The 18,158-nt window shown below is 63.5% G+C and carries 15 protein-coding genes and 2 pseudogenes; 4 read left to right on the top strand and 13 right to left on the bottom strand.

Features of this window, described 5'->3' with window-relative positions:
* Window positions 1-7: 7 nt before the first annotated feature.
* From RUW20_RS00965 to bioB, 6 genes and pseudogenes are all read right to left on the bottom strand, one after another.
* Complete coding sequence (locus RUW20_RS00965; RefSeq protein WP_313950315.1) at window positions 8-1,039, bottom strand: biotin-dependent carboxyltransferase family protein; 1,032 nt, start codon at window positions 1,037-1,039, stop codon at window positions 8-10.
* Window positions 1,036-1,818, bottom strand: coding sequence for a 5-oxoprolinase subunit PxpB (pxpB, locus tag RUW20_RS00960; protein WP_313950314.1), 783 nt, complete (start codon window positions 1,816-1,818; stop codon window positions 1,036-1,038). Before pxpB ends, RUW20_RS00965 begins: the two co-directional genes overlap by 4 nt.
* Window positions 1,797-2,091 (bottom strand): annotated as a pseudogene (locus tag RUW20_RS00955) (TRAP transporter large permease subunit); the annotation flags it as partial. The gene pxpB and the pseudogene RUW20_RS00955, both read right to left, overlap by 22 nt.
* A gap of 2 nt (window positions 2,092-2,093) precedes the next feature.
* Window positions 2,094-2,324: pseudogene (locus RUW20_RS00950) on the bottom strand (LysR family transcriptional regulator); the annotation flags it as partial.
* Between the two features lie 507 nt (window positions 2,325-2,831).
* Window positions 2,832-3,719 carry a malonyl-ACP O-methyltransferase BioC gene (gene bioC / locus RUW20_RS00945; protein WP_313950313.1) on the bottom strand — a complete coding sequence of 296 codons (888 nt, stop codon included), beginning with the start codon at window positions 3,717-3,719 and terminating at the stop codon, window positions 2,832-2,834.
* A gap of 6 nt (window positions 3,720-3,725) precedes the next feature.
* Window positions 3,726-4,715: a biotin synthase BioB gene (gene bioB, locus RUW20_RS00940; protein WP_313950312.1), complete on the bottom strand. Its 990-nt coding sequence runs from the start codon at window positions 4,713-4,715 to the stop codon at window positions 3,726-3,728.
* 67 nt (window positions 4,716-4,782) lie between these two features.
* On the opposite strand from bioB, the gene RUW20_RS00935 reads away from it, so the two are divergent.
* Window positions 4,783-5,493, top strand: a complete 711-nt coding sequence (locus RUW20_RS00935; RefSeq protein ID WP_313950311.1) for a ComF family protein — start codon at window positions 4,783-4,785, stop codon at window positions 5,491-5,493.
* 41 nt (window positions 5,494-5,534) lie between these two features.
* Here RUW20_RS00935 and RUW20_RS00930 read toward each other — a convergent pair whose 3' ends face one another.
* The 3 genes from RUW20_RS00930 to RUW20_RS00920 all read right to left on the bottom strand — a co-directional run bounded on the left by RUW20_RS00930 (window position 5,535) and on the right by RUW20_RS00920 (window position 8,202).
* Window positions 5,535-6,458 (bottom strand): adenylate/guanylate cyclase domain-containing protein, encoded by a 924-nt coding sequence (locus RUW20_RS00930; protein WP_313950310.1) that lies wholly within the window; start codon window positions 6,456-6,458, stop codon window positions 5,535-5,537.
* A 91-nt stretch (window positions 6,459-6,549) separates the two neighbouring features.
* On the bottom strand, window positions 6,550-7,437 hold the full coding sequence (ttcA, locus tag RUW20_RS00925; RefSeq protein ID WP_313950309.1) for a tRNA 2-thiocytidine(32) synthetase TtcA: 888 nt from the start codon (window positions 7,435-7,437) through the stop codon (window positions 6,550-6,552).
* Between the two features lie 27 nt (window positions 7,438-7,464).
* Window positions 7,465-8,202, bottom strand: coding sequence for a pteridine reductase (locus RUW20_RS00920; protein WP_313950308.1), 738 nt, complete (start codon window positions 8,200-8,202; stop codon window positions 7,465-7,467).
* Between RUW20_RS00920 and RUW20_RS00915 the strand changes: the two genes are divergently transcribed.
* Entirely contained in the window at window positions 8,131-9,177 is a 1,047-nt protein-coding gene (locus RUW20_RS00915) for a hypothetical protein (RefSeq protein WP_313950307.1), read from the top strand. The two genes, RUW20_RS00920 and RUW20_RS00915, sit on opposite strands and share 72 nt — an antisense overlap.
* Window positions 9,178-9,237: 60 nt before the next feature.
* Window positions 9,238-10,395 (top strand): class I SAM-dependent methyltransferase, encoded by a 1,158-nt coding sequence (locus tag RUW20_RS00910; protein WP_313950374.1) that lies wholly within the window; start codon window positions 9,238-9,240, stop codon window positions 10,393-10,395.
* Between the two features lie 310 nt (window positions 10,396-10,705).
* On the opposite strand, the gene RUW20_RS00905 is transcribed toward RUW20_RS00910, so the two are convergent.
* From RUW20_RS00905 to RUW20_RS00895, 3 genes are read right to left on the bottom strand one after another with little or no spacing between them, the layout of a single operon-like run.
* Window positions 10,706-11,959, bottom strand: a complete 1,254-nt coding sequence (locus RUW20_RS00905; RefSeq protein WP_313950306.1) for a multifunctional CCA addition/repair protein — start codon at window positions 11,957-11,959, stop codon at window positions 10,706-10,708.
* 40 nt (window positions 11,960-11,999) lie between these two features.
* Window positions 12,000-12,965: a complex I NDUFA9 subunit family protein gene (locus tag RUW20_RS00900; RefSeq protein WP_313950304.1), complete on the bottom strand. Its 966-nt coding sequence runs from the start codon at window positions 12,963-12,965 to the stop codon at window positions 12,000-12,002.
* A gap of 40 nt (window positions 12,966-13,005) precedes the next feature.
* The gene (locus RUW20_RS00895; RefSeq protein WP_313950303.1) at window positions 13,006-14,949 is read right to left on the bottom strand and encodes a lytic transglycosylase domain-containing protein; all 1,944 of its coding nucleotides are present in this window, start codon (window positions 14,947-14,949) and stop codon (window positions 13,006-13,008) included.
* A gap of 59 nt (window positions 14,950-15,008) precedes the next feature.
* On the opposite strand from RUW20_RS00895, the gene RUW20_RS00890 reads away from it, so the two are divergent.
* Window positions 15,009-15,617 carry a 5-formyltetrahydrofolate cyclo-ligase gene (locus RUW20_RS00890; protein ID WP_313950302.1) on the top strand — a complete coding sequence of 203 codons (609 nt, stop codon included), beginning with the start codon at window positions 15,009-15,011 and terminating at the stop codon, window positions 15,615-15,617.
* Here the strand turns inward: RUW20_RS00890 and RUW20_RS00885 are convergent.
* The coding region (locus tag RUW20_RS00885; RefSeq protein ID WP_313950301.1) for an EAL domain-containing protein at window positions 15,583-18,158 on the bottom strand (2,576 nt) is incomplete at its 5' end. The two genes, RUW20_RS00890 and RUW20_RS00885, sit on opposite strands and share 35 nt — an antisense overlap.

The following is an 18,158-nucleotide window of genomic DNA, read 5'->3' as shown; positions in this document are numbered from 1 at the left end:
CACTTTCTCACTCCTCGATTTCAAAGGCGCCGATCGGCGCGCTGATCAAGCCGCTGTTGTAAAGCGCCTCGACATCGACGCTGCCGTCGCCCGGCAGACGGCGAATGCTGGCGATAAGCTGTGCAAGCCTTTGCGCGTGCGTTCGTGCGGCTTGCTCCGCGGCAGCGACATCCACCAACTGAAAGCGCAGGGTTTCGCCCGCCCGCCGCTTCGCCAGGCGCCCGAGGTCGGCCGAAATCACCGTGGCAATCTTGGGATAGCCGCCGGCAGTCTGGGCGTCAGCCAGCAGTACGATTGGCTGGCCCGAGCCCGGCACCTGCATCGAGCCCGGCACGGTGGCATCGGAGATGATGTCCTTGTGCGCGTCCGAGCGGTGCCGCAGCAGCGGGCCCTGCAGCCGGATACCCATGCGGTCGGCCTGATCGGTGACGGCAAACGGCGCGGCGCACAACTGCGCCAGCGCATCGTCGACAAAGTTCCCGGCCTGCGGCCCGGCGACCACACGAATGGCTTCATCGTTGTCGATGGGCGGCTCCGGCAGCAGAAAATCAGACGCCTCGGTGAACCGCGCCGACAGTCGATCACCCACTGCCAGCGGCTTGCCGATGCCAGCGCGCGCGTAGGTCGAGGCGCTACCCAGCGTTTGCGCCACCTGCAGGCCGCCAACGCCGACCACCACCAGTCGCCCGGCACGCAGCGCCCGTATGCGCAGGGTTTCTCCGGCATTAACACAAACACTGCGCCAGCAGACGACGCGCTGTACGCCCTGTTCGCCGGAAACGTCGACGTTGGCCTGGCCGGCAAACGCCATGCGCACGCGGCCCTGTGTCACTTTCAGCACCAGCCCACCGTCAAAATGCTCGATCACGGGCGCCGTGGCTTGATTGCCGACCAGTGCGTTGGCGATCTTCATCCACGCCGGATCAAGCACCCCGGACCACGGTACGCCGACGCGGCGCAGGCCACGGCGGCCGCCGTCCTGAATCGACGCATAGGCGCCGGCGCTGCGGACCTCGATCTCGGATACTGTCTCGCTCACGACGCCACCTCGGCATCGGAAAAGGCCGCCAGATCAAGCGCGCGTGCCTTGGCCGCGTGCAGCAAGCGCGTGTGCTCAGCCGTATTCACCGTGCTGAAGGAAACCCGGTCTCCGGCCTGCAGAAGAGAGGGCTGCGGCCACGCCGGATCGAATAGCGGCACCGCACACTGCCCCAGGAGATGCCAGCCGCCGGGGCTTTCCGATGGGTAAATGGCGGTCAGTGCCCCCGCGATGGCCACGCTGCCGGGCGGCACCCGCAAACGCGGCTCACTCCGCCGCGGCAATTGCAGTGCTGGCGGCAGGTCGCCCATGAAGGGAAAGCCGGGCAGGAAGCCGAGCATGTAGACGCGGTATTCGGTCTGCTGATGCTGAACGATCAGCGCCTCTGCGCTCATTCCCAGCGCCGCCGCGGTACCCTCCAGATCCGGGCCACAATCGCCTTCGTAGCAGACCGGCAAGCGCCACCGGCGCGATGATGGGCTGCTAACGCGCGCGTCCGCCGGCGGCAACTGCGCGAGTTCTGCCAGCAATTGACGGCGCGACGTCTGCAGGGGGTCGTAAATCACGGTCAGCGAGCAGAAGGTGGGCACGGTCTCGATCAGTCCGGGCAAGCTGCCGGTCTGCTGCAGGGCGGCGATCTGCCGGTCCAACGCGGTCACCGTGGCCACCACTTCGGGCGCAATTCGCTCGCCGAGCACCAAAGTAAATGCCTGGTCGCCGGCGTCGACAACGCGCATTCGCTCGCTCACGTCAAAACTCACATCCGATTCGGCAGCCATAGCACGATGTCCTTAAAATAATAGGTGGCAAGGAGCGCAGTCATCATCACCGCGAAGAGCGGTGTCGCGGCGCGCGATATCGGTCACCTCGTGTTTCCTCAGCCCCTGCAGGACAAAGAGGTTGAGGCCGACCGGCGGGGTGATCTGCGCCATTTCGACTGTCAAGACCACGAAGACGCCAAACCAGATCAGATCAAAGCCCGCCGCCTCCACCGTCGGCAGCAACACGCCAATGGTCAGCACCACCAGCGAGATGCCATCCAGAAAGCAGCCCGCTCGCTCTCCAACGCGAGCAAGCGTGTCGCCCTCGTCAGGAAGCGCGCTCTGGCCGCGGTCAGGCGAAACTGCCGCCCGCTCCGGTCAAGAAGCATGAAGCCAAGCTCCTCCTCCAGCACTGCAATCCGGCTGGACAGCGCCGATTGCGTCACGAAAAGTTTTTCCGCCGCCCGCGTGACGCTCTTCAGCGACACCGCCCAGTAGAAGGCTTCAACAAAACGCAGATTCATTCCCATTCTTCGCGAAAACAGCGTTTTCTCGGCTATGAAAGTGGCGTTGTTGTCAAGAATTCTGACGCATTAGGAGCGAAAGTCTACTCTGCCAGAAGAGCGGCCCTGGATGGCGATTGGCTGTTTGCCTTTCAGTGGCATAAGCGAAGAAGACCGGCAGCGCCAAACGCCAGCATGCGTGGCGAGAGCGAAGCGGACGGTGACAGGGTGAGGCAGAGGAGCGAGATGCGCAGGCTATCGGTGTGACCCTGATGGAGAAGAGATCATCTTTTCGGAAGGGTTGCGGCAAGCTCTTTTGAATCGGCGTTGCGTCGACCGGGTGGTCCGCAAGCGCTGGAGTGGTCGACTCCGCGTGACCCGGCCATCAGTAGGCCGGACGGCCCGTGTCGCCGACTGCTTTATGCAGAGGTGGCGTCCGCCAGACCAATTTCCGCGGGCGGCATCGTATCCGGGAAAGAACGTATTGCCGATGCCCGCCGGCAAGCCGGTGGCCGGGAACAGGCTTGATTAGCGGTGTCGTTGCTGCGGATCAAAGCGGACGATTGTTCGCCCGTCGGTTGTTTTCTTCCGGGCGGCTTTCCAGGCGTGGCCATAGACCACCTCAACGGTCGCCGGCAGGCGGCCATCACGGGCAAGCCGGCCATAGACGGTGCGCACTTCCGCCCACAGGGAGCGCCCCGCCAATCCACGGCGACGTGCGTACATTGCGCAGGCGGAGCCACTCTGGCGCAGATCGGTGAGCAGGTCGTCGACGCTGGCGTAGGTCATGGTCAGTACCTCCGCATCCATCACCGGGTCGGAAAAGCCGCACTCGAGCAGCATGTCGCCGTAGTCATGCATGTCGGTGAAGCGCTGGGTATGCGCATGGCTATCGCCGAAACTCGCGCGCAGTTCTTTCAAAGTGTCCGGCCCGAAGGTCGAGAACATCAGCAAACCGCCAACATCGAGCAGCCGGTGTGCCTCACGAAATGCCGCCAGAGGGTTGTCCAGCCAGTGCAGCATCAGGTTTGACCAGAGCAGCCCGATTGACTGCGGCTTGAGGGGCAGCGCGCTTGCATCGGCGGCCAGAAGCGGTGTTTTGTGGCCGCGCAGGAAGGGCAATAGCCAGCGCAATCGCGAGCGCTTCGCACGGTCCACCTGCAGCATGGCTTCGCAGAGATCGGCGCCGATCAGCAGCGCGTCGGGGTAGCGCTCGTGCAGGGCGGTGAGGCTGGCGCCGGTGCCGCAACCGAGATCGAGAACACGTTGTGGCTCGATCCGCACGTAGTCGAGTCGTTCGAGCATGCGGCTGCCGATTTCGCGCTGCAGCACCGCCACCGCATCGTAGGTCGACGCGGCGCGCGCAAAATTGCGTCGCACCTGGCGCTGATCAACGAATTGCGCCGGTGCCGTCATCAACGACTAGATCGGCCGCAGCCCGAGCTTCTCGAACAGCGCCTCATCGCGATCGGCCTCCGGGTTGCCGGTGGTCAGCAGCTTGTCGCCGTAGAAGATCGAATTGGCACCGGCCAGGAAACAGAGCGCCTGCAGTTCTTCCGACATTTCCTGACGACCCGCGGACAGGCGTACGAAACTCGTGGGCATGGTGATTCGCGCAGCGGCCAGGGTGCGGACGAACTCGAAGTTGTCGACCCGCTCAACGTTGGCCATCGGCGTCCCGGGGATCGGCACCAGATTGTTGATCGGCACCGACTCGGGCGGCGGATTGAGGTTGGCTAGCTGGACGATCAGTGCCGCACGGTTGCGGCGTGACTCACCCATGCCGATGATGCCGCCGGAGCAAACCTTGATCCCCGCCTGGCGCACCTGCCCCAGCGTGTCGATGCGGTCCGCATGCTTGTGGGTGGTGATCACCTGCCCATAGAAGGAAGCATCGGTATCGAGATTGTGGTTGTAATAGTCGAGACCGGCTTCCTTGAGTTCGCTGGCCTGGCCGTCCTTGAGCATGCCCAGGGTGACGCAGGTTTGCAGGCCCATGGCTTTGACCGTGCGAATCATCTCGGTCACCTTGGCCAGGTCCTTGTCCTTGGGGCCACGCCAGGCAGCCCCCATGCAGAAGCGCGAAGCGCCCTTGTCCTTGGCAGCTTGCGCGGCGGCAAGCACTTCGTCGAGCGGCATCAGCGCTTCACGCTCGGTGCCGGTAGTGTAGCGCGCCGCTTGCGAGCAATAGCCGCAATCCTCCGAACAACCGCCAGTCTTGATCGAGAGCAGCGTCGAGCGTTGAATCTCGTTGGCGTTGAAGTTCTCGCGGTGTACCTGCTGCGCACGAAACAGCAGATCCATCAACGGGAGCTGGTAAAGTGCTTCGACTTCGGCGACAGTCCACCTGGCGACAGGGGCCGGTACGGACTGATCCGGGGTGAGCGTTGCGGCTTGAGGAATTGCGTTCATGGGTTAGACCTATGGGTAGAGGTGGTTAGAGGCACATGGCCACCGATTGCTTGCGAGCCATTCGAGGATGCCAATCTTAACTCAAACAGCCAGTCTGGTCGTCGGGTCGTGCGAGCGGCTGTTGACACAGGACTGCCTGCTGTGCGGCGCCGCAAGCGGCAGGTGTCTCCTCTGCGCGGCTTGCGAGGCAGACTTGCCGCGCCTTCCGGGACAACGCTGCCCGCGCTGCGCTTTGCCGACGCCACATGGGGAAGTCTGCGGCCGTTGCCTGGCCAAGCCGCCCTATTACGATCGGGCGCTCGTCGCGTTCCGCTATGCCTTCCCGCTTGACAAGCTGGTTCAGTCATTCAAGTACGGCCATCGTCTGGCCCTTGGCCGTTACTTTGGCCGGCAGCTTGCTGCGCTGACCGGGGAAAGCCTGGCAGATCTGATCGTTCCCCTGCCGCTACACCCGCAACGCCTGCGCCAACGCGGCTTCAATCAGGCGCTCGAGCTGGCGCGTCCGGTCGGCAAGGCCTGGCAAATGCCCATCGACGTGCGAAGCTGCCAGCGCATTCGCGACACGCCCGCACAAGCCGATCTTCCCTGGCGCGAGCGGGCGAAGAACGTTCGTGGCGCCTTCCATTGCGCAGCCGACTTCACCGGCAAGCGGCTGCTCCTGGTCGACGACGTGATGACCACCGGCGCCTCGCTTGGCGAATTGGCGCAAACGCTGAAGCGGCACGGCGCAGCCCATGTCACGCTGCTGGTTTTGGCGCGCGCCTTGCCACCAGCGTGACGTCGGGTGGATGACACGTGCCGGGTTCCAGGGGCAGCGACTCAGACATGCTCGAATTCAGCAATGTCCGCCTCAGGGCTGTTTGCCGAGGCCGCAAAGGCGATGATCCCGCTGCCACGCAAGATGAACTCCTCACCTCTGACAAACAGCTCTTGCTCGCCGTTGACGGTGACAAAAGTGCCATTGGTACTGAGATCGCGGAGCACGAAGTCTTCGCCCCGTCGTTCGATCTTCGCGTGATTGCGGGACGCGCGACGGTTGCGAATGGTGATCTCACAGCTGGCATCGCGGCCAATAAGCACGCGCGGCTGGTGTTTATCCAGCAGTTTCAAGCGCCCGCGGTAACGCACGCATAGCCGTGACGTCCGCTCCTTGGCCGGTGCCGGTGGCTGAACGGTCACTTCTTCCGGCGCAGCCCGGGGGATGTCCGCAGGCGTCGCCTTCGGCTCGAGCCAGCTCACTGCGAAAACCTCTTGTGCTCCGGCGACGCTGGTCCCGGGTATCTGTGCAAGGCCGTGCGTGGTCGACTGCAGATGAGCCGACAACAGCCCTCTGGTCTCGCTGCTGGTCAGGATTTGCCCGTCTGTGGCCAGTTCTGCAAGCTCTTCGGCGACGGTGAGTCCATCACCAAGCGCCTCTCCCTCCTTCTCCATAACGGGCCCGTGGTGAACGCCGATCCGGATTCCCAACTGGACGCCGGCAACGGGTGGCAGATCCGCTACCCGTTGCTGCATGGCAATGGCCGCCTGACAAGCCGCGTCGGGGTTGTCGAATACGGCGGTGAGTTGCTCGAGGTTGGCCCGCGCGAGGATGCGGCCGCGGAAACCATCGATGCCGCGCGCCATGCGCTTGCGGCAACGGTCGACGGCATGCGAGGCCTCCATCCCGCCACGTTTCTCGATCAGTCTCGCCTTGCCCACGATGACGGCAAACAGGACTGACAGCACTTTTTCCTTGCTGCTCATCAGTTCAGCTCCCAATGTGGCCTTCTGCGGCCAATACATCCTGTCGACCAAAGCACCGCCTCGTGACCGCCAGCGGGCCTGCCAGAGCAGCTCATGAACGCAACGCCGCCAGTGGCACGGTTCCCGGTGCGGCCCAGGCCTCGCTTAGCGGTGGCGAGTCGAAAACGGAATCGCCGCCATCCATTGCCGCCAGGTCGCTGCCTGGACGGAGGCCCTGAAAGTCGAACAAGCGACGGTCCGCCAGATGCGACGGTACTATCTTCTGCAGCGCGGAGAACACCGATTCCGTACGTCCCGGAAAACGGTGGTCCCAGTCGGCCATCATCTCGCGGATCTTCTGACGCTGGAGATTGTCCTGCGACCCGCACAGATTACAGGGAATGATCGGGTAGGCCATGCCACGCGCGAAACGCGCGATATCCTTTTCACCGCAATAGGCCAGCGGCCGGATGACCACATGCGCGCCGTCATCAGTGACCAGTTTGGGTGGCATCGCTTTCAACTGACCGCCGAACAGGAGATTGAGAAACAGGGTATGGACAATATCGTCGCGATGGTGGCCAAGTGCGATCTTGTTCGCACCGACTTCCCTGGCGGTGCGATAGATTACGCCGCGGCGCAGGCGAGAACACAGGGAGCAGGTCGTTTTGCCCTCCGGGATCTTGCTCTTGACCACAGTATAGGTGTCTTGCTCGACGATGCGGTATTCGACGCCAATTTTCGCCAGGTGGCGCGGCAGCACGTCTGTCGGGAACCCTGGCTGCTTCTGGTCGAGGTTCATCGCAATCAGGCGAAAATCCACCGGCGCCCTCTCGCGCAGCGCCATCAGTACCGAGAGCAGCGTGTACGAGTCCTTGCCGCCGGAGACACAGACCAGAACGGTGTCACCGTCTTCAATCATGTTGTAATCGGCTATCGCTTTGCCGACGTTGCTTTCCAGGCGTTTTTTCAGGCGCAACAAGGTGTTCGAGTGTTCCAAGGGGGCCCTTTCAGCGAGCGTGACGGACTACAGATGCGCGGTACGGCCGCCATCGACATTGATTACCTGACCGGTGATGTAGCTTGCATCTTCAAGCAGGTAGCGCACCGCGCGAGCGATGTCTTGCGGACAGCCGGCACGCTGCAGCAAGGTATGCGCCACGATGTCTTCGCGTGTTGCGTCGTCGAAAATGCCACCGTCCGGCCACAGGATGGGACCCGGCGCCACTGCGTTGACCCTGACCAGCGGTGCCAGCTCGACTGCCAGCGCCCGCGTCAGTCCAAGCAGCCCCGCTTTTGCCGCGCAATACAGCGGATAACCGGCGAGCGGACGTTCAGCATGGATGTCGGTGATATTGACCACCGCTCCCCGTGCAGCCGCCAGGTGGGGCGCAGCGGCCTGGGTCAGAAACAACGGCGCTCGCAGGTTGCTGCCAATGAGGTCATCCCAGACGGCCAGGTCGATTCCGCCCACTGGCGTGGGAAAGAAACTTGAGGCGTTGTTCACCAGTGCGTCGAGGCGACCGAAACGAGCGACTGTATCGGCGACCAGACGTGGCAAGCTCTCAACGTCAAGAAGATCGGCCTGCAGGCACGCTGCCGACGATCGCCGGGTAGCATTCAGCTCGGCAACCAGCGCCTCTGCGGCCGCCGAGGCTTGACGATAGTGCAGCATGACGTTGGCGCCGGCCGCGTGCATCTCGCGGGCGATCGCCGCCCCCAGTCGCCGGGCCGCACCGGTTACCAGTATCGTCTTTCCGCTCATCTCCAGTTCTGGGCCAGCACCAACAAGAAAGCGATTTTAGCGGATTCTTGCCGGCACCCTTGGAAAAACAACCCTGTCGCCAATCATCGCGTTAGACTTGGCAGGATCAAGACACGGCAAGGACCCATGAGCGAAGTCGACAACCCCATGGATGCTGACGATCTGCTGATGTTGGCCGAGCGCATCATCGACCTTCCGGAAAGCGATGCGGAATGGGTCGGCAGCCTGTTGCAGGAATTGATGCGTGCGCGCCACAGCGAGGCGGAATTGCTCGCCCGACAAGTGAACGACCGTGAGCAGGCGGCTCAACCTGCAGGTGGGGTTGACGAGCAGATGGCGCAGGTCGCCCTGGATACCGCCGAGTGGCTGAGAACGCTGTGGGAGGTCGGCTACATGGGCGCTGGCAGCTTCCGTGCGAACCCGCGCTCGAGCTTTCCGTCGATCGACCTCGAAGACGTCATGAAGTCTTCTCTCTTCGCCCGCATTCGCGCGGGCAAGCGCGCTCTTCCGTTCCCGCCACCAACCCGGCGCGGTCTACCCTGGCACGAACTGCTCGAAGGTTTGGAGCAAGCCCACACGGTGGAGGCCGAGCTTATCCGTGACGAAACGGGTTTGCCGCTCGCTGCGATCATTGAAGGCTGCAGCGATTGGCAGATCATCGAGGGCGCTAGCGAAAATCGGGAGGTTCTCGTCCAGCATCAGGGTAAAGGACCGACGTTCCGGCTGCAGCCGCTGGACGGTTTTACAGCCCACCTGCGTCGCGAGCCGCCGCGGTCCACGCGCAGGATCCATCTGCAAGGGCGCGCTGGCTTTCGCTCCTATACGCTCGAATGGCCACAACAAGATGGGCGTACGCTGCTGGTCGCCCTGCGTGCCGCGACCTGGGAGCGTGCTTACTCGGAGGCGGAGCACTGGTTGGCGACCGCGCATCCTGAACTGTACGGACAAATCCGCTTTGAAGGATACGAAGACTGAGGCATCGAGCACGTGGCCGACGACTTGTCGGGCCGTGAAGTCCAGTCGCTGCCACGTCGCATGACACTGCCCTCGCCGACTGCCGATGCACTCGCCTTCAGTAAGGCGCTGACCGAGCACATTGCCGCCGAGGTTGGTGCGGCCGGCGGCTGGATCGGCTTTGACCGCTTCATGGACCTCGCACTCTACGCGCCGGGGCAGGGATACTACGCCGGTGGCGCGCACAAGTTCGGTGTGGCCGGAGACTTCGTCACGGCACCGGAGCTTGGTCCACTCTTCGCTCAGACGCTGGCCGCGCAGGCCGAGCAGCTTCTCACGCTCGGGGCTCCCCGGATCGTTGAGGTCGGGGCAGGAACCGGGCAACTGGCAGTCGATCTGCTGCTCGAACTGGAGTCGCGCGGCACGCTGCCCGAAAGCTACGCCATCCTCGAACTGTCGGGCGAATTGCAGGCGCGCCAACGCCAGGCATTTGCCCGTCAAGCCCCGCAGCTGCTGGAACGTGTGCACTGGCTCGATCGCCTGCCAACGCACTTCGATGGGCTGGTGCTGGCCAACGAGGTGCTCGATGCCATGCCGGTCCATCTCGTGGTCTGGAATGAGCGGGAAATTTGCGAGCGAGGGGTGGCCTTCGACAACGGGCAGTTCACGTGGGTTGATCGCCCGGCCAGCGGCAGGCTGCTCGCACGCGCTCGAGCACTGGCCAGCGAATGCCCAATGGCACCGGGCTATGCGAGCGAGGTCCCGTTGGCCGCCACCGCCTGGGTGGCCGCGTGGGCTGCCATCCTGGGGCGTGGTGCCTTGCTGCTGATCGACTACGGCTTCCCGCGGCGCGAGTATTACCATCCGCAGCGCGATGTCGGGACGCTGATGTGTCACTATCGCCACCACTCGCACGGGGAGCCGTTCTACCTGCCTGGTTTGCAGGACATCACCGCCCATGTCGACTTCACTGCCATCGTCGAAAGCGGCGGCGACGCGGGGCTGGACCTGCTCGGTTACACCACGCAGTCGAATTTTCTTTTCAACTGCGGGCTGACGGAGATCCTGGCGCGCACCCCGGTTGGCGACGCCAGGCGCTACCTGCCTCTGGCCAGCGTCGGCAACAAGCTGGTCTCGCCAGCGGAAATGGGTGAGCTGTTCAAGGTGATGGCGCTGGGCAAGGGCATCGCCGAGCCACTGCTGGGCTTCGTCAGCGGCGACCGCAGCGCCAGCCTTTGAGCCGGGCGTCGTAGCCGGTTCTCTGGTCGGTCGCAGTCGGTAGAGAAAGCTCGTGCTGCGCTCCCCGTGGCCTGCATGCCGCCCCTGCGCGCTGTAGCGACATGACTCAGCGAGCCGCAGCGGCCTTGAACGCATTCAGAGTCGGGCCATTCTCCAGGCGATAGGGCTCACGGTAGGTTCGCCGGGCCTGGAGATGGCTGTCGACGCTTTCGGCTGTCACGATTGCACCGAAGCCCGAGTTGTCGTTGGCAAAAATGTGTCGCAGCATCGCATGCCCAAAAGCGCTCTCTTGACGTGCGCTTCAAGTCAATCAGCCAGGTGGCGTGCCTTGCGAGTCGCCAGAATTTTCGCACGGCAAGAGTGCCAGCCCGACTGCTGCCACGCGGGCCTCGCGCAGACGCCTGGCGATATCTCCACGGTCGTTGCAGCTACGCGCGATGCTTGCCGCATCGACAGCGCGTGCTTGCGCCAGGGCTTGGCGAACGAGTGGCCCTGCCGGGTAGGGAGCGTCTTGCCAGCCGAGGCGACCATTGAAGTCACAGGCACAGGCTTCGAGCAGTTGCTCGAAGCGGTGTGGGCGGCGCAGGGCGTCGGTTTCTTCGAGCAGCCTGACGATGTCCGTTGCCGGCAGTTGCGGAGCGCGATGAATGTCACCGTGATGGCGCGCCACCAGCACTGCCAGTTCGCGGCAATCTGCCGGCACCTTCAAGCGGTTACAGACTTCGCCGACCAGTTCGACGCTGCGCGCTTCGTGACCCGGGTGGCGCGGTAGATCGGCACTGGCGGTACACCCCTTGCCAAGATCGTGGAGCAGTACGGCGAAGCGTACCGGCAGCGCGCCGCCGCGCCGCGCTGACTGATCGATTACCATCATCACATGTACCCCGGTATCGATTTCCGGGTGGACCTCGGCACGCTGCGGCACGCCGTAAAGGCAGTCCAGTTCGGGTACAAGCCGGGTCAGGGCGCCGCACTCCCTGAGAACTTCGAACATCCGCGACGGCCTGTCTTCCATCAGACCCTTGGCCAGCTCCTGCCAGACGCGTTCGGCGACGAGGTGGTCGAGTTCGCCGTTGGCGACCATCCGTCGTGCCAGCGCCATGGTTTCCGGGGCGACCGTAAAAGCGGCAAGGCGAGCGGCAAAGCGGGCCAGGCGGAGAACGCGCACTGGATCCTCGACAAAGGCCGGGCCGACGTGGCGCAGCACGCCGGCTGCCAGGTCGTCAACACCGTGGTGGGGGTCGATCAGCAAGCCATCGGCGCTACGCGCAATGGCGTTGATCGTCAGATCGCGGCGCGCCAGATCCTCGAGCAGACTGACTTCCGGCGCGGCGTGGAAGGAAAACCCCTTGTACCCATGCCCCGTCTTGCGCTCGCTGCGTGCCAGTGCGTATTCGGCGTGTGTTTGCGGGTGAAGGAAGACCGGGAAATCCTTGCCAACGGGCTTGAAGCCCTGTGCCAGCATTTCGTCGGGCGAGGCGCCGACGACGACGTAGTCACGATCCTGAACCGGCAAACCGAGCAACTCGTCGCGGATCGCGCCGCCAACCGTGAAGATCTCCATCTGTGACGCGGCCGGCGCCTGGCGCGGCGCCATCGCTCGTTCAGCGGCCGGCACGCAGCCGATAGCGGTCCAGGCGCAGCTGCTCGATCTCGGCCGGTGACAGATAGGTCGGTGCTACCGATTCCAGTGCTGCTGGCTGCCAACCGGGATAGTCGTGCGCGCCGTCGGTGACGCTGTCAACGTCCATCGAACGCAGGTTGTCGGGCGACATCGGCGGGTTTGGCAGCAGCCACAGCAGGCCGGCCTGCAGGTAGGCCCAGCCACCGTTGCCAAGGTCAATAATCCGGCGGCGCTTGCCGACCAGTTGCGCGGTGTATTCCACCAGTTCGCGCAGCGTATAGACCTTTGGACCACAGAGATCGTAGGTCTGACCAAACGTGCTGCGATTGCTCAGGCTGTCGCAGAACGCCTTCGCCACGTCGCCGACATAAACGGGCTGGAAGCGCGCCGACCCGCCGCCGAGCGGGAAGATCGGGAAGATCTTGAGCAGCTTGGCAAACATGTTGAGGAAGGCATCGTCCGGCCCGAAAATCACCGATGGCCGAAAAACCGTGACGTCCAGCTCGGACATGGCGGCCTGCACCACGGCTTCGCCTTCGCCTTTCGAGCGCAGGTATTCCGAGGCACCGTCGACGGCGGCATTGAGTGCGCTCATGTGTACCAGGCGGCGGACACCGCTATCCTTCATGGCCGCGACGATCGTTCGTGGCAGATCGACGTGCGCCGCTGCGAAACCCTTGCCGTAAGGCAGGCGCGAATCATTGTCGTGGAGAATACCCACCAGGTTGATGACCGCATCGTGGCCCGGCATCAGCTCCGCGAGGGCCTGTCGATCATGGACATTGACTTCGACCATGCTCACCGTCGGCAGCATGATCAGCTTCTTGGTGTTGTCGCGGTGGCGGGTGGCTATCGTCACTCGCACGCCGCGTTGCGAGAGGCGGCTGGCAATCCAACCGCCGACAAAACCACTACCGCCGATCAACAACACGTTCTCGAGTTTCATAGCGTCCTACCGGTGAAATAAGTGTCTGGAAACCGTGATTTTACGGCAAATCCTCGCTCTTCGCCTCGCTGGCGGGGCGTGCCGCGACGATCCCGAGCCGGCTCTTGAGGGTTTGCGGCTGGCCATCGAACAGCGCCGCGTAATAGACGGAGTTGCTCATCACTTTCTTGACGTAATCCCGGGTTTCGCTGAAGGGGATGGTTTCGGCATAGATGGCGCCTTCCAGCGGCCCGTCGGCACGCCATCTGCGTGCCCGACCCGGACCTGCGTTGTACGCCGCGGAGGCCAACACCGGGTGATTGTCGAGGCTCTCGAGAACCAGCCGCATGTAGCTGGTGCCGAGCAGCAAGTTGGTTTCGGTGTCGTTGACCTGGCCCTGGTGGTAATTCTTGAGACCGATCTTAGCGGCCACCCACTTGGCCGTGGCCGGCATCAGCTGCATCAAACCGGAAGCGCCGACGCTCGAGCGGGCGTGGGTGATGAAGCGGCTCTCCTGACGCATCAGGCCATAAACCCAGGCATCGTCGAGCGCCTGATTGCGCGCCGCCGGTCGCACCTGGTCGCCAAACGGCGCGAGGTAGCGCAGCGAGTAGTCGTGTTCCGTGCGGGTCCGATCTGCTGCGGCAATCGCCCGGTCGTAAATGTCAGCGCGCAGGGCGATCTCGGATGCCGTCAGCAGTTCCCGGTCGCTCATCCCACGCAATGCCCAGTTCCATTCCCTGACGCCTTCCGAGCGCAGATTGAGGCGAAAGAAAACCAGCGCGCTCTGGACGCCAGGGTTGGCCTGAACCGCTGCCAGCTCTTCCTTGCTTGGCTGTGCCGCCCGCGGTGGTGGTGAAATCGGCTGGCCGAGGTCGTCGCTCGCCAGATTGCCGTAGAAGTCGGGCTGCCCGGCGATCTTCGCGAACAGCGCGTTGGCCTCGGCCAGCCTGCCGCCGGCGCGGTAGGCGCGACCCAGCCAATAGACCCAGGCCGACTGCGCTGCCAGCGCCGGCGGCATCTTCTCGATGGTTGAACGGACCGCTCCCCAGTCCTGGGCGCGCAGGGCGGCGCGCACCTTCCACTCTGCCACATCGTCGGAAAGCGGCGCGTCACCGGCCAGGCGGTACCAGTCGATCGCCTCCGGCATGTGTTTCCATGCTGCCTGTCGAGCGATCTGCGCCCACGCCCAGCCTTTTTCATTGGTCTGCAGCGAAGACGAAATACGGGTCAACTGCTCTGCCGCCATGCGCGGATCGTTGCGCGCGATGCGCTGAATTCCCAGGATCGCCAGTTCGCGCTGCATGCGATTACCGGAGAAATCGTTCGGCAACCTGATCAGCCAGGGCAGTGGCGCTCCGATGATCGTTTGTACCAGTTTCTTGTCCGGGGTCTGGCTTGGTGGCAGGTAATTGATGCTGTACGCCGCTGCCGGGGTCTTGTTGGCCTCGAACTGGTTGCGGATTCGCGCCCAGACGCCATCGGCCAGCACGCGCTTTTCGACGATCAATGCCTCGAGCACCGGGTAGCAGGGCTCGGGCGGTTCGAGCAGCGTCAGCCACAGCGGCAAGGCGTCGTCGAGCATGCTGCGGTCGCCCCGTGCGCGCCTGCTCTGCAGCGCGTAGCAGGAAATATCCTGAGGCGGTTGTGCGAGGCGAGGAAACTCGACATCGAAGCTCGCCCACTGCTGCCCCTTGCCGACCTGCCGGAGCCAGTCGATGCGCAGTTTTTCGGCGACGTAGGTGTCCGGATGCCGGTTCAGAAAAGCCTCGACGGTCGCTGGATCGGTCTCTTTCAGGTCGAGGAGGAGCCGCCAGTAGTCGACATAGGACGCCAGTTCATACCCCTCGAGCGTCGCCGCCAAGCGTTCCAGTCTGGCCTTGTCGCCGCTTCGCGCGGCGTCTCGTGCGGCCAGAAACTGCTCGTCAGCGGTCGCTGCGAAGGCGCCGAGTGGCGCCAGAATCCAGGGAATGAAGAGCAACAGGAGGGTGCGGCGAAACTTCATGATAAGCTGGATTTCCCGAACAATTCTTGTCTTGAGCATATCACATGGCCAGCGGGCCAATGCCGCCAATCACCGCCGAAGATCCAGCCGGCAGCGGCTCTGCCGATCGACGCGTTTTGCGCAAAGTGCTGCTGGAACGCCGGCTTGCCCTGCCGGCGGCCGAGTGGGAGTGGCGCTCCAACCGGGTCCGTACACACCTGCAGGACGGTTTCCCGCAGTTCGCGGCGATGCGCGTCGGCTTTTGCTGGCCGTTAAACAAGGAAGTGGATCTCCGGCCGCTGATCGAAAAGTGGGCTGGCGAGGGCAAAACAGGCTTCAGCGCCTTGCTACCGGTGGTAATTGACGAGGACCGGGCGCTGCGCTTTCGTGCCTGGGGGTCAGACACGGCGATGGTCAATGACCGCTATGGAATACCGACGCCAGCGAGCGGCAGCTTTGTCATTCCAGAGGCTTTGCTGGTGCCGGTGAACGGCTTCGATGCGGCGGGTTATCGCCTCGGCTATGGCGGCGGCTATTTCGACCGCACGCTGGCCTTGCTGTCGCCGCGACCACTGGTCGTGGGGGTGGGCTTTGAACTGGCCCGCCTGGACTCCATTTGCCCGCAGCCGCACGACCAGGCGCTCGACCTGATGGTTACCGAAGACGGTATCTTTCGTTCCGCTCGCTAGAACACGCCAGGCGGTCACGCACGAAGGCCGATAATTTATCGGATGGCATTGGGCGCGCCAGCCAGTAGCCTTGTATTTCATCGCATTCGAAGCGCTGCAGGTGCTCTGCCATTTCGGCGCTTTCAACGCCCTCGGCGATTGTTCGTAGCTTGAGACCGTGGGCCATCTGGACAATCGCGCGGACGATCAAGGCATCGTCCGGATCGGTGACCAGGTCGCGAACGAAAGGCTGGGCGATCTTGAGCTTGTCCACAGCGAAGCGCTTGAGGTAGGCCAGGCTCGAATAACCGGTGCCGAAATCGTCGACCGACAGCTTGACGCCAATTGCCTTCAGGCGCCGGGCGGTGTCGAGCGTCGCCTCGGCGTCCTGGATCAGGATCGACTCGGTCAATTCGAGTTCGAGCCATTCCGAATCCAGATCAGCGAGCACCAGCGAATTGATCACCGTCTCCACCAGATCGCTGCGGCGGAACTGCACGGTTGAAAGATTGACCGCCACGGAAAACTTCGGCAATCCCGCATCCTGCCAGGCGCGCGCCTGGCGGCAGGCCTCACCCATGACCCATTTGCCGAGCGGAACGATGAGGCCGGTTTCTTCGGCGATCGGGATGAACTTCGCCGGTGCGATCAGGCCCTCATCCGGACTTTGCCAGCGCACCAGAGCTTCAACGCCGGTGATGCTTCCCGACTCCAGGTCCATCTGCGGTTGATAGTGCAGGACGAACTCGCCACGTTTCAGCGCCAGTCGCAGGCGCGTTTCGAGTTGCATGTGCTCGACCGCCTGCCGGTTCATCTGCTCGGTAAAGAAGCGGTGCGCGTTCTTCCCGGCGTGCTTGGCGTGATACATCGCCGTGTCCGCTTTCTGCGTCAGGCTGTCGAAGTCGTCGCCGTCGTCCGGAAAGAGGGCAATACCGATCGAAAAGGAAGTCGATAAGGCATGCCGGTCGACCAGGAAGGGTGTGGCCATTCGTTCCTGGATCTTGTCAGCCAGTCGCGCCACCGCCTCGCTGTCGCGTGCGTCGCCAAGTACGATAACGAACTCGTCGCCGCCCTGGCGGCTGAGCGTGTCGGACTCGCGAACACAGGTCTTCAGCCGCTCGACCACTGCCTTGAGCAACTGGTCGCCGATCGGGTGGCCGAGCGAGTCGTTGATCGTCTTGAAACGGTCGAGGTCGAGGAACATCAGGGCCACGCGGCCGTGCGATCGTCTGGCCAGGGCGATCGCTCGCTCTAGGCGGTCGCGTAGCAGCAGCCGGTTGGGCAAGCCGGTCAGCGGGTCGTGGTGGGCCAGGAATTCGGCACGCTGCTGCGCTGCCTTGCGTTCGGTGATGTCGGTAAACGTGGCCACTGCCGCGTTCGGCTGCGTCGCGTCGCCGGTGCACAAGGGTGATGCATTGATCAGTATCCAGCGCAGGCTACCATCGGGCGAGCGCAAGCCCATCACCACTTCGCGCACCTCGCAGGCGTCGCGGATGGCGGCCACCCAGGGCCAGCCCTCGCTTGGGAAAGCCTCGCCATCTTCCCGTAGTCTTGTCGTGCCCGAGTCGCCGGCCGTGCCGCTCGGAAAATCCGCTTGCGAAGTCGCAAAGATCTCTTCGGCGGCAGGGTTGGCGAAAACCAGGGCGCCGCTCTCCGACCACAGCATCAGTCCCTCGGCCATTACCGACACGACGCCACGGAAGCGGCTTTCGCTTTCGTGCAAACGGTCGATCATCTGCTTGAGCTCGCTGATGTCCTCCTTGATGGCGACAAAGTTGCTGATCCGGCCGTGACTGTCCAGGATCGGCGCAACCAGGGCACGCTCATGGTACCGGGAGCCATCGCGGCGGCGATTCTCGAACTCGCCGTGCCAACTTTGGCCGGCGGTGATCGTTGCCCACAGGTCGTGGTAGGGGGCTGCTGCCGTACTTGGGGATCTGAGCAGGCGCGTGTTTCGGCCGATGACCTCGGCTTTGGCATAGCCGGAGGTTTCGACGAACTTGTCGTTGACGTACTCGATGCGCCCTTCAGTATCGGTAATGATGATCGTCGCCGGGTTCTGCTCGACCACCAGGGAGAGCTTGCGCGCCCACGCCTCGGCGGTGTGGCGCTCGGTAATCTCGTGGAAGATGCCCAGAGCCGTTTCTCCGCCCGTTTGTGCTGCCGCTTCCGGCACGACAACGCCGTCGAAGAAGCGCGGTCCTTGCGGCGTCGGAAAACCGAACTCGACCTGCTGCGCGCTGCCAGTTTCATGGACCGCCCTCAGGGCAGCCTCCCATTGCTCGATCAAGCGTGGGTCAAGCCCTGGGTAACTCTCGAAAACCTGGCGCACGGTCTTGCCGAGAACGCTGCCTGCCGGGAGCCCGAGCGACCGCTCGAAGGCATGGTTGGTGAACAAGTGGCGATGGTCGTCATCGTAGCGACTAATGATCACCGGCAGATTTTCGACTAGGGTTTCGTAGGATTGCTGTCGCTTGCGCAAGTCAGCCGTCCGCTGTCGAACCAGTTCTTCGGCCATCGCCCGGCGGGTCAACAGGGCGTGCAGATAGATCAGCAGCAGCA

The sequence above is a fragment of the Accumulibacter sp. genome, assembly GCF_032229525.1.
In the GTDB taxonomy this organism is placed as follows: domain Bacteria; phylum Pseudomonadota; class Gammaproteobacteria; order Burkholderiales; family Rhodocyclaceae; genus Accumulibacter.
This window is presented reverse-complemented; position numbering and strand designations above follow the sequence as displayed.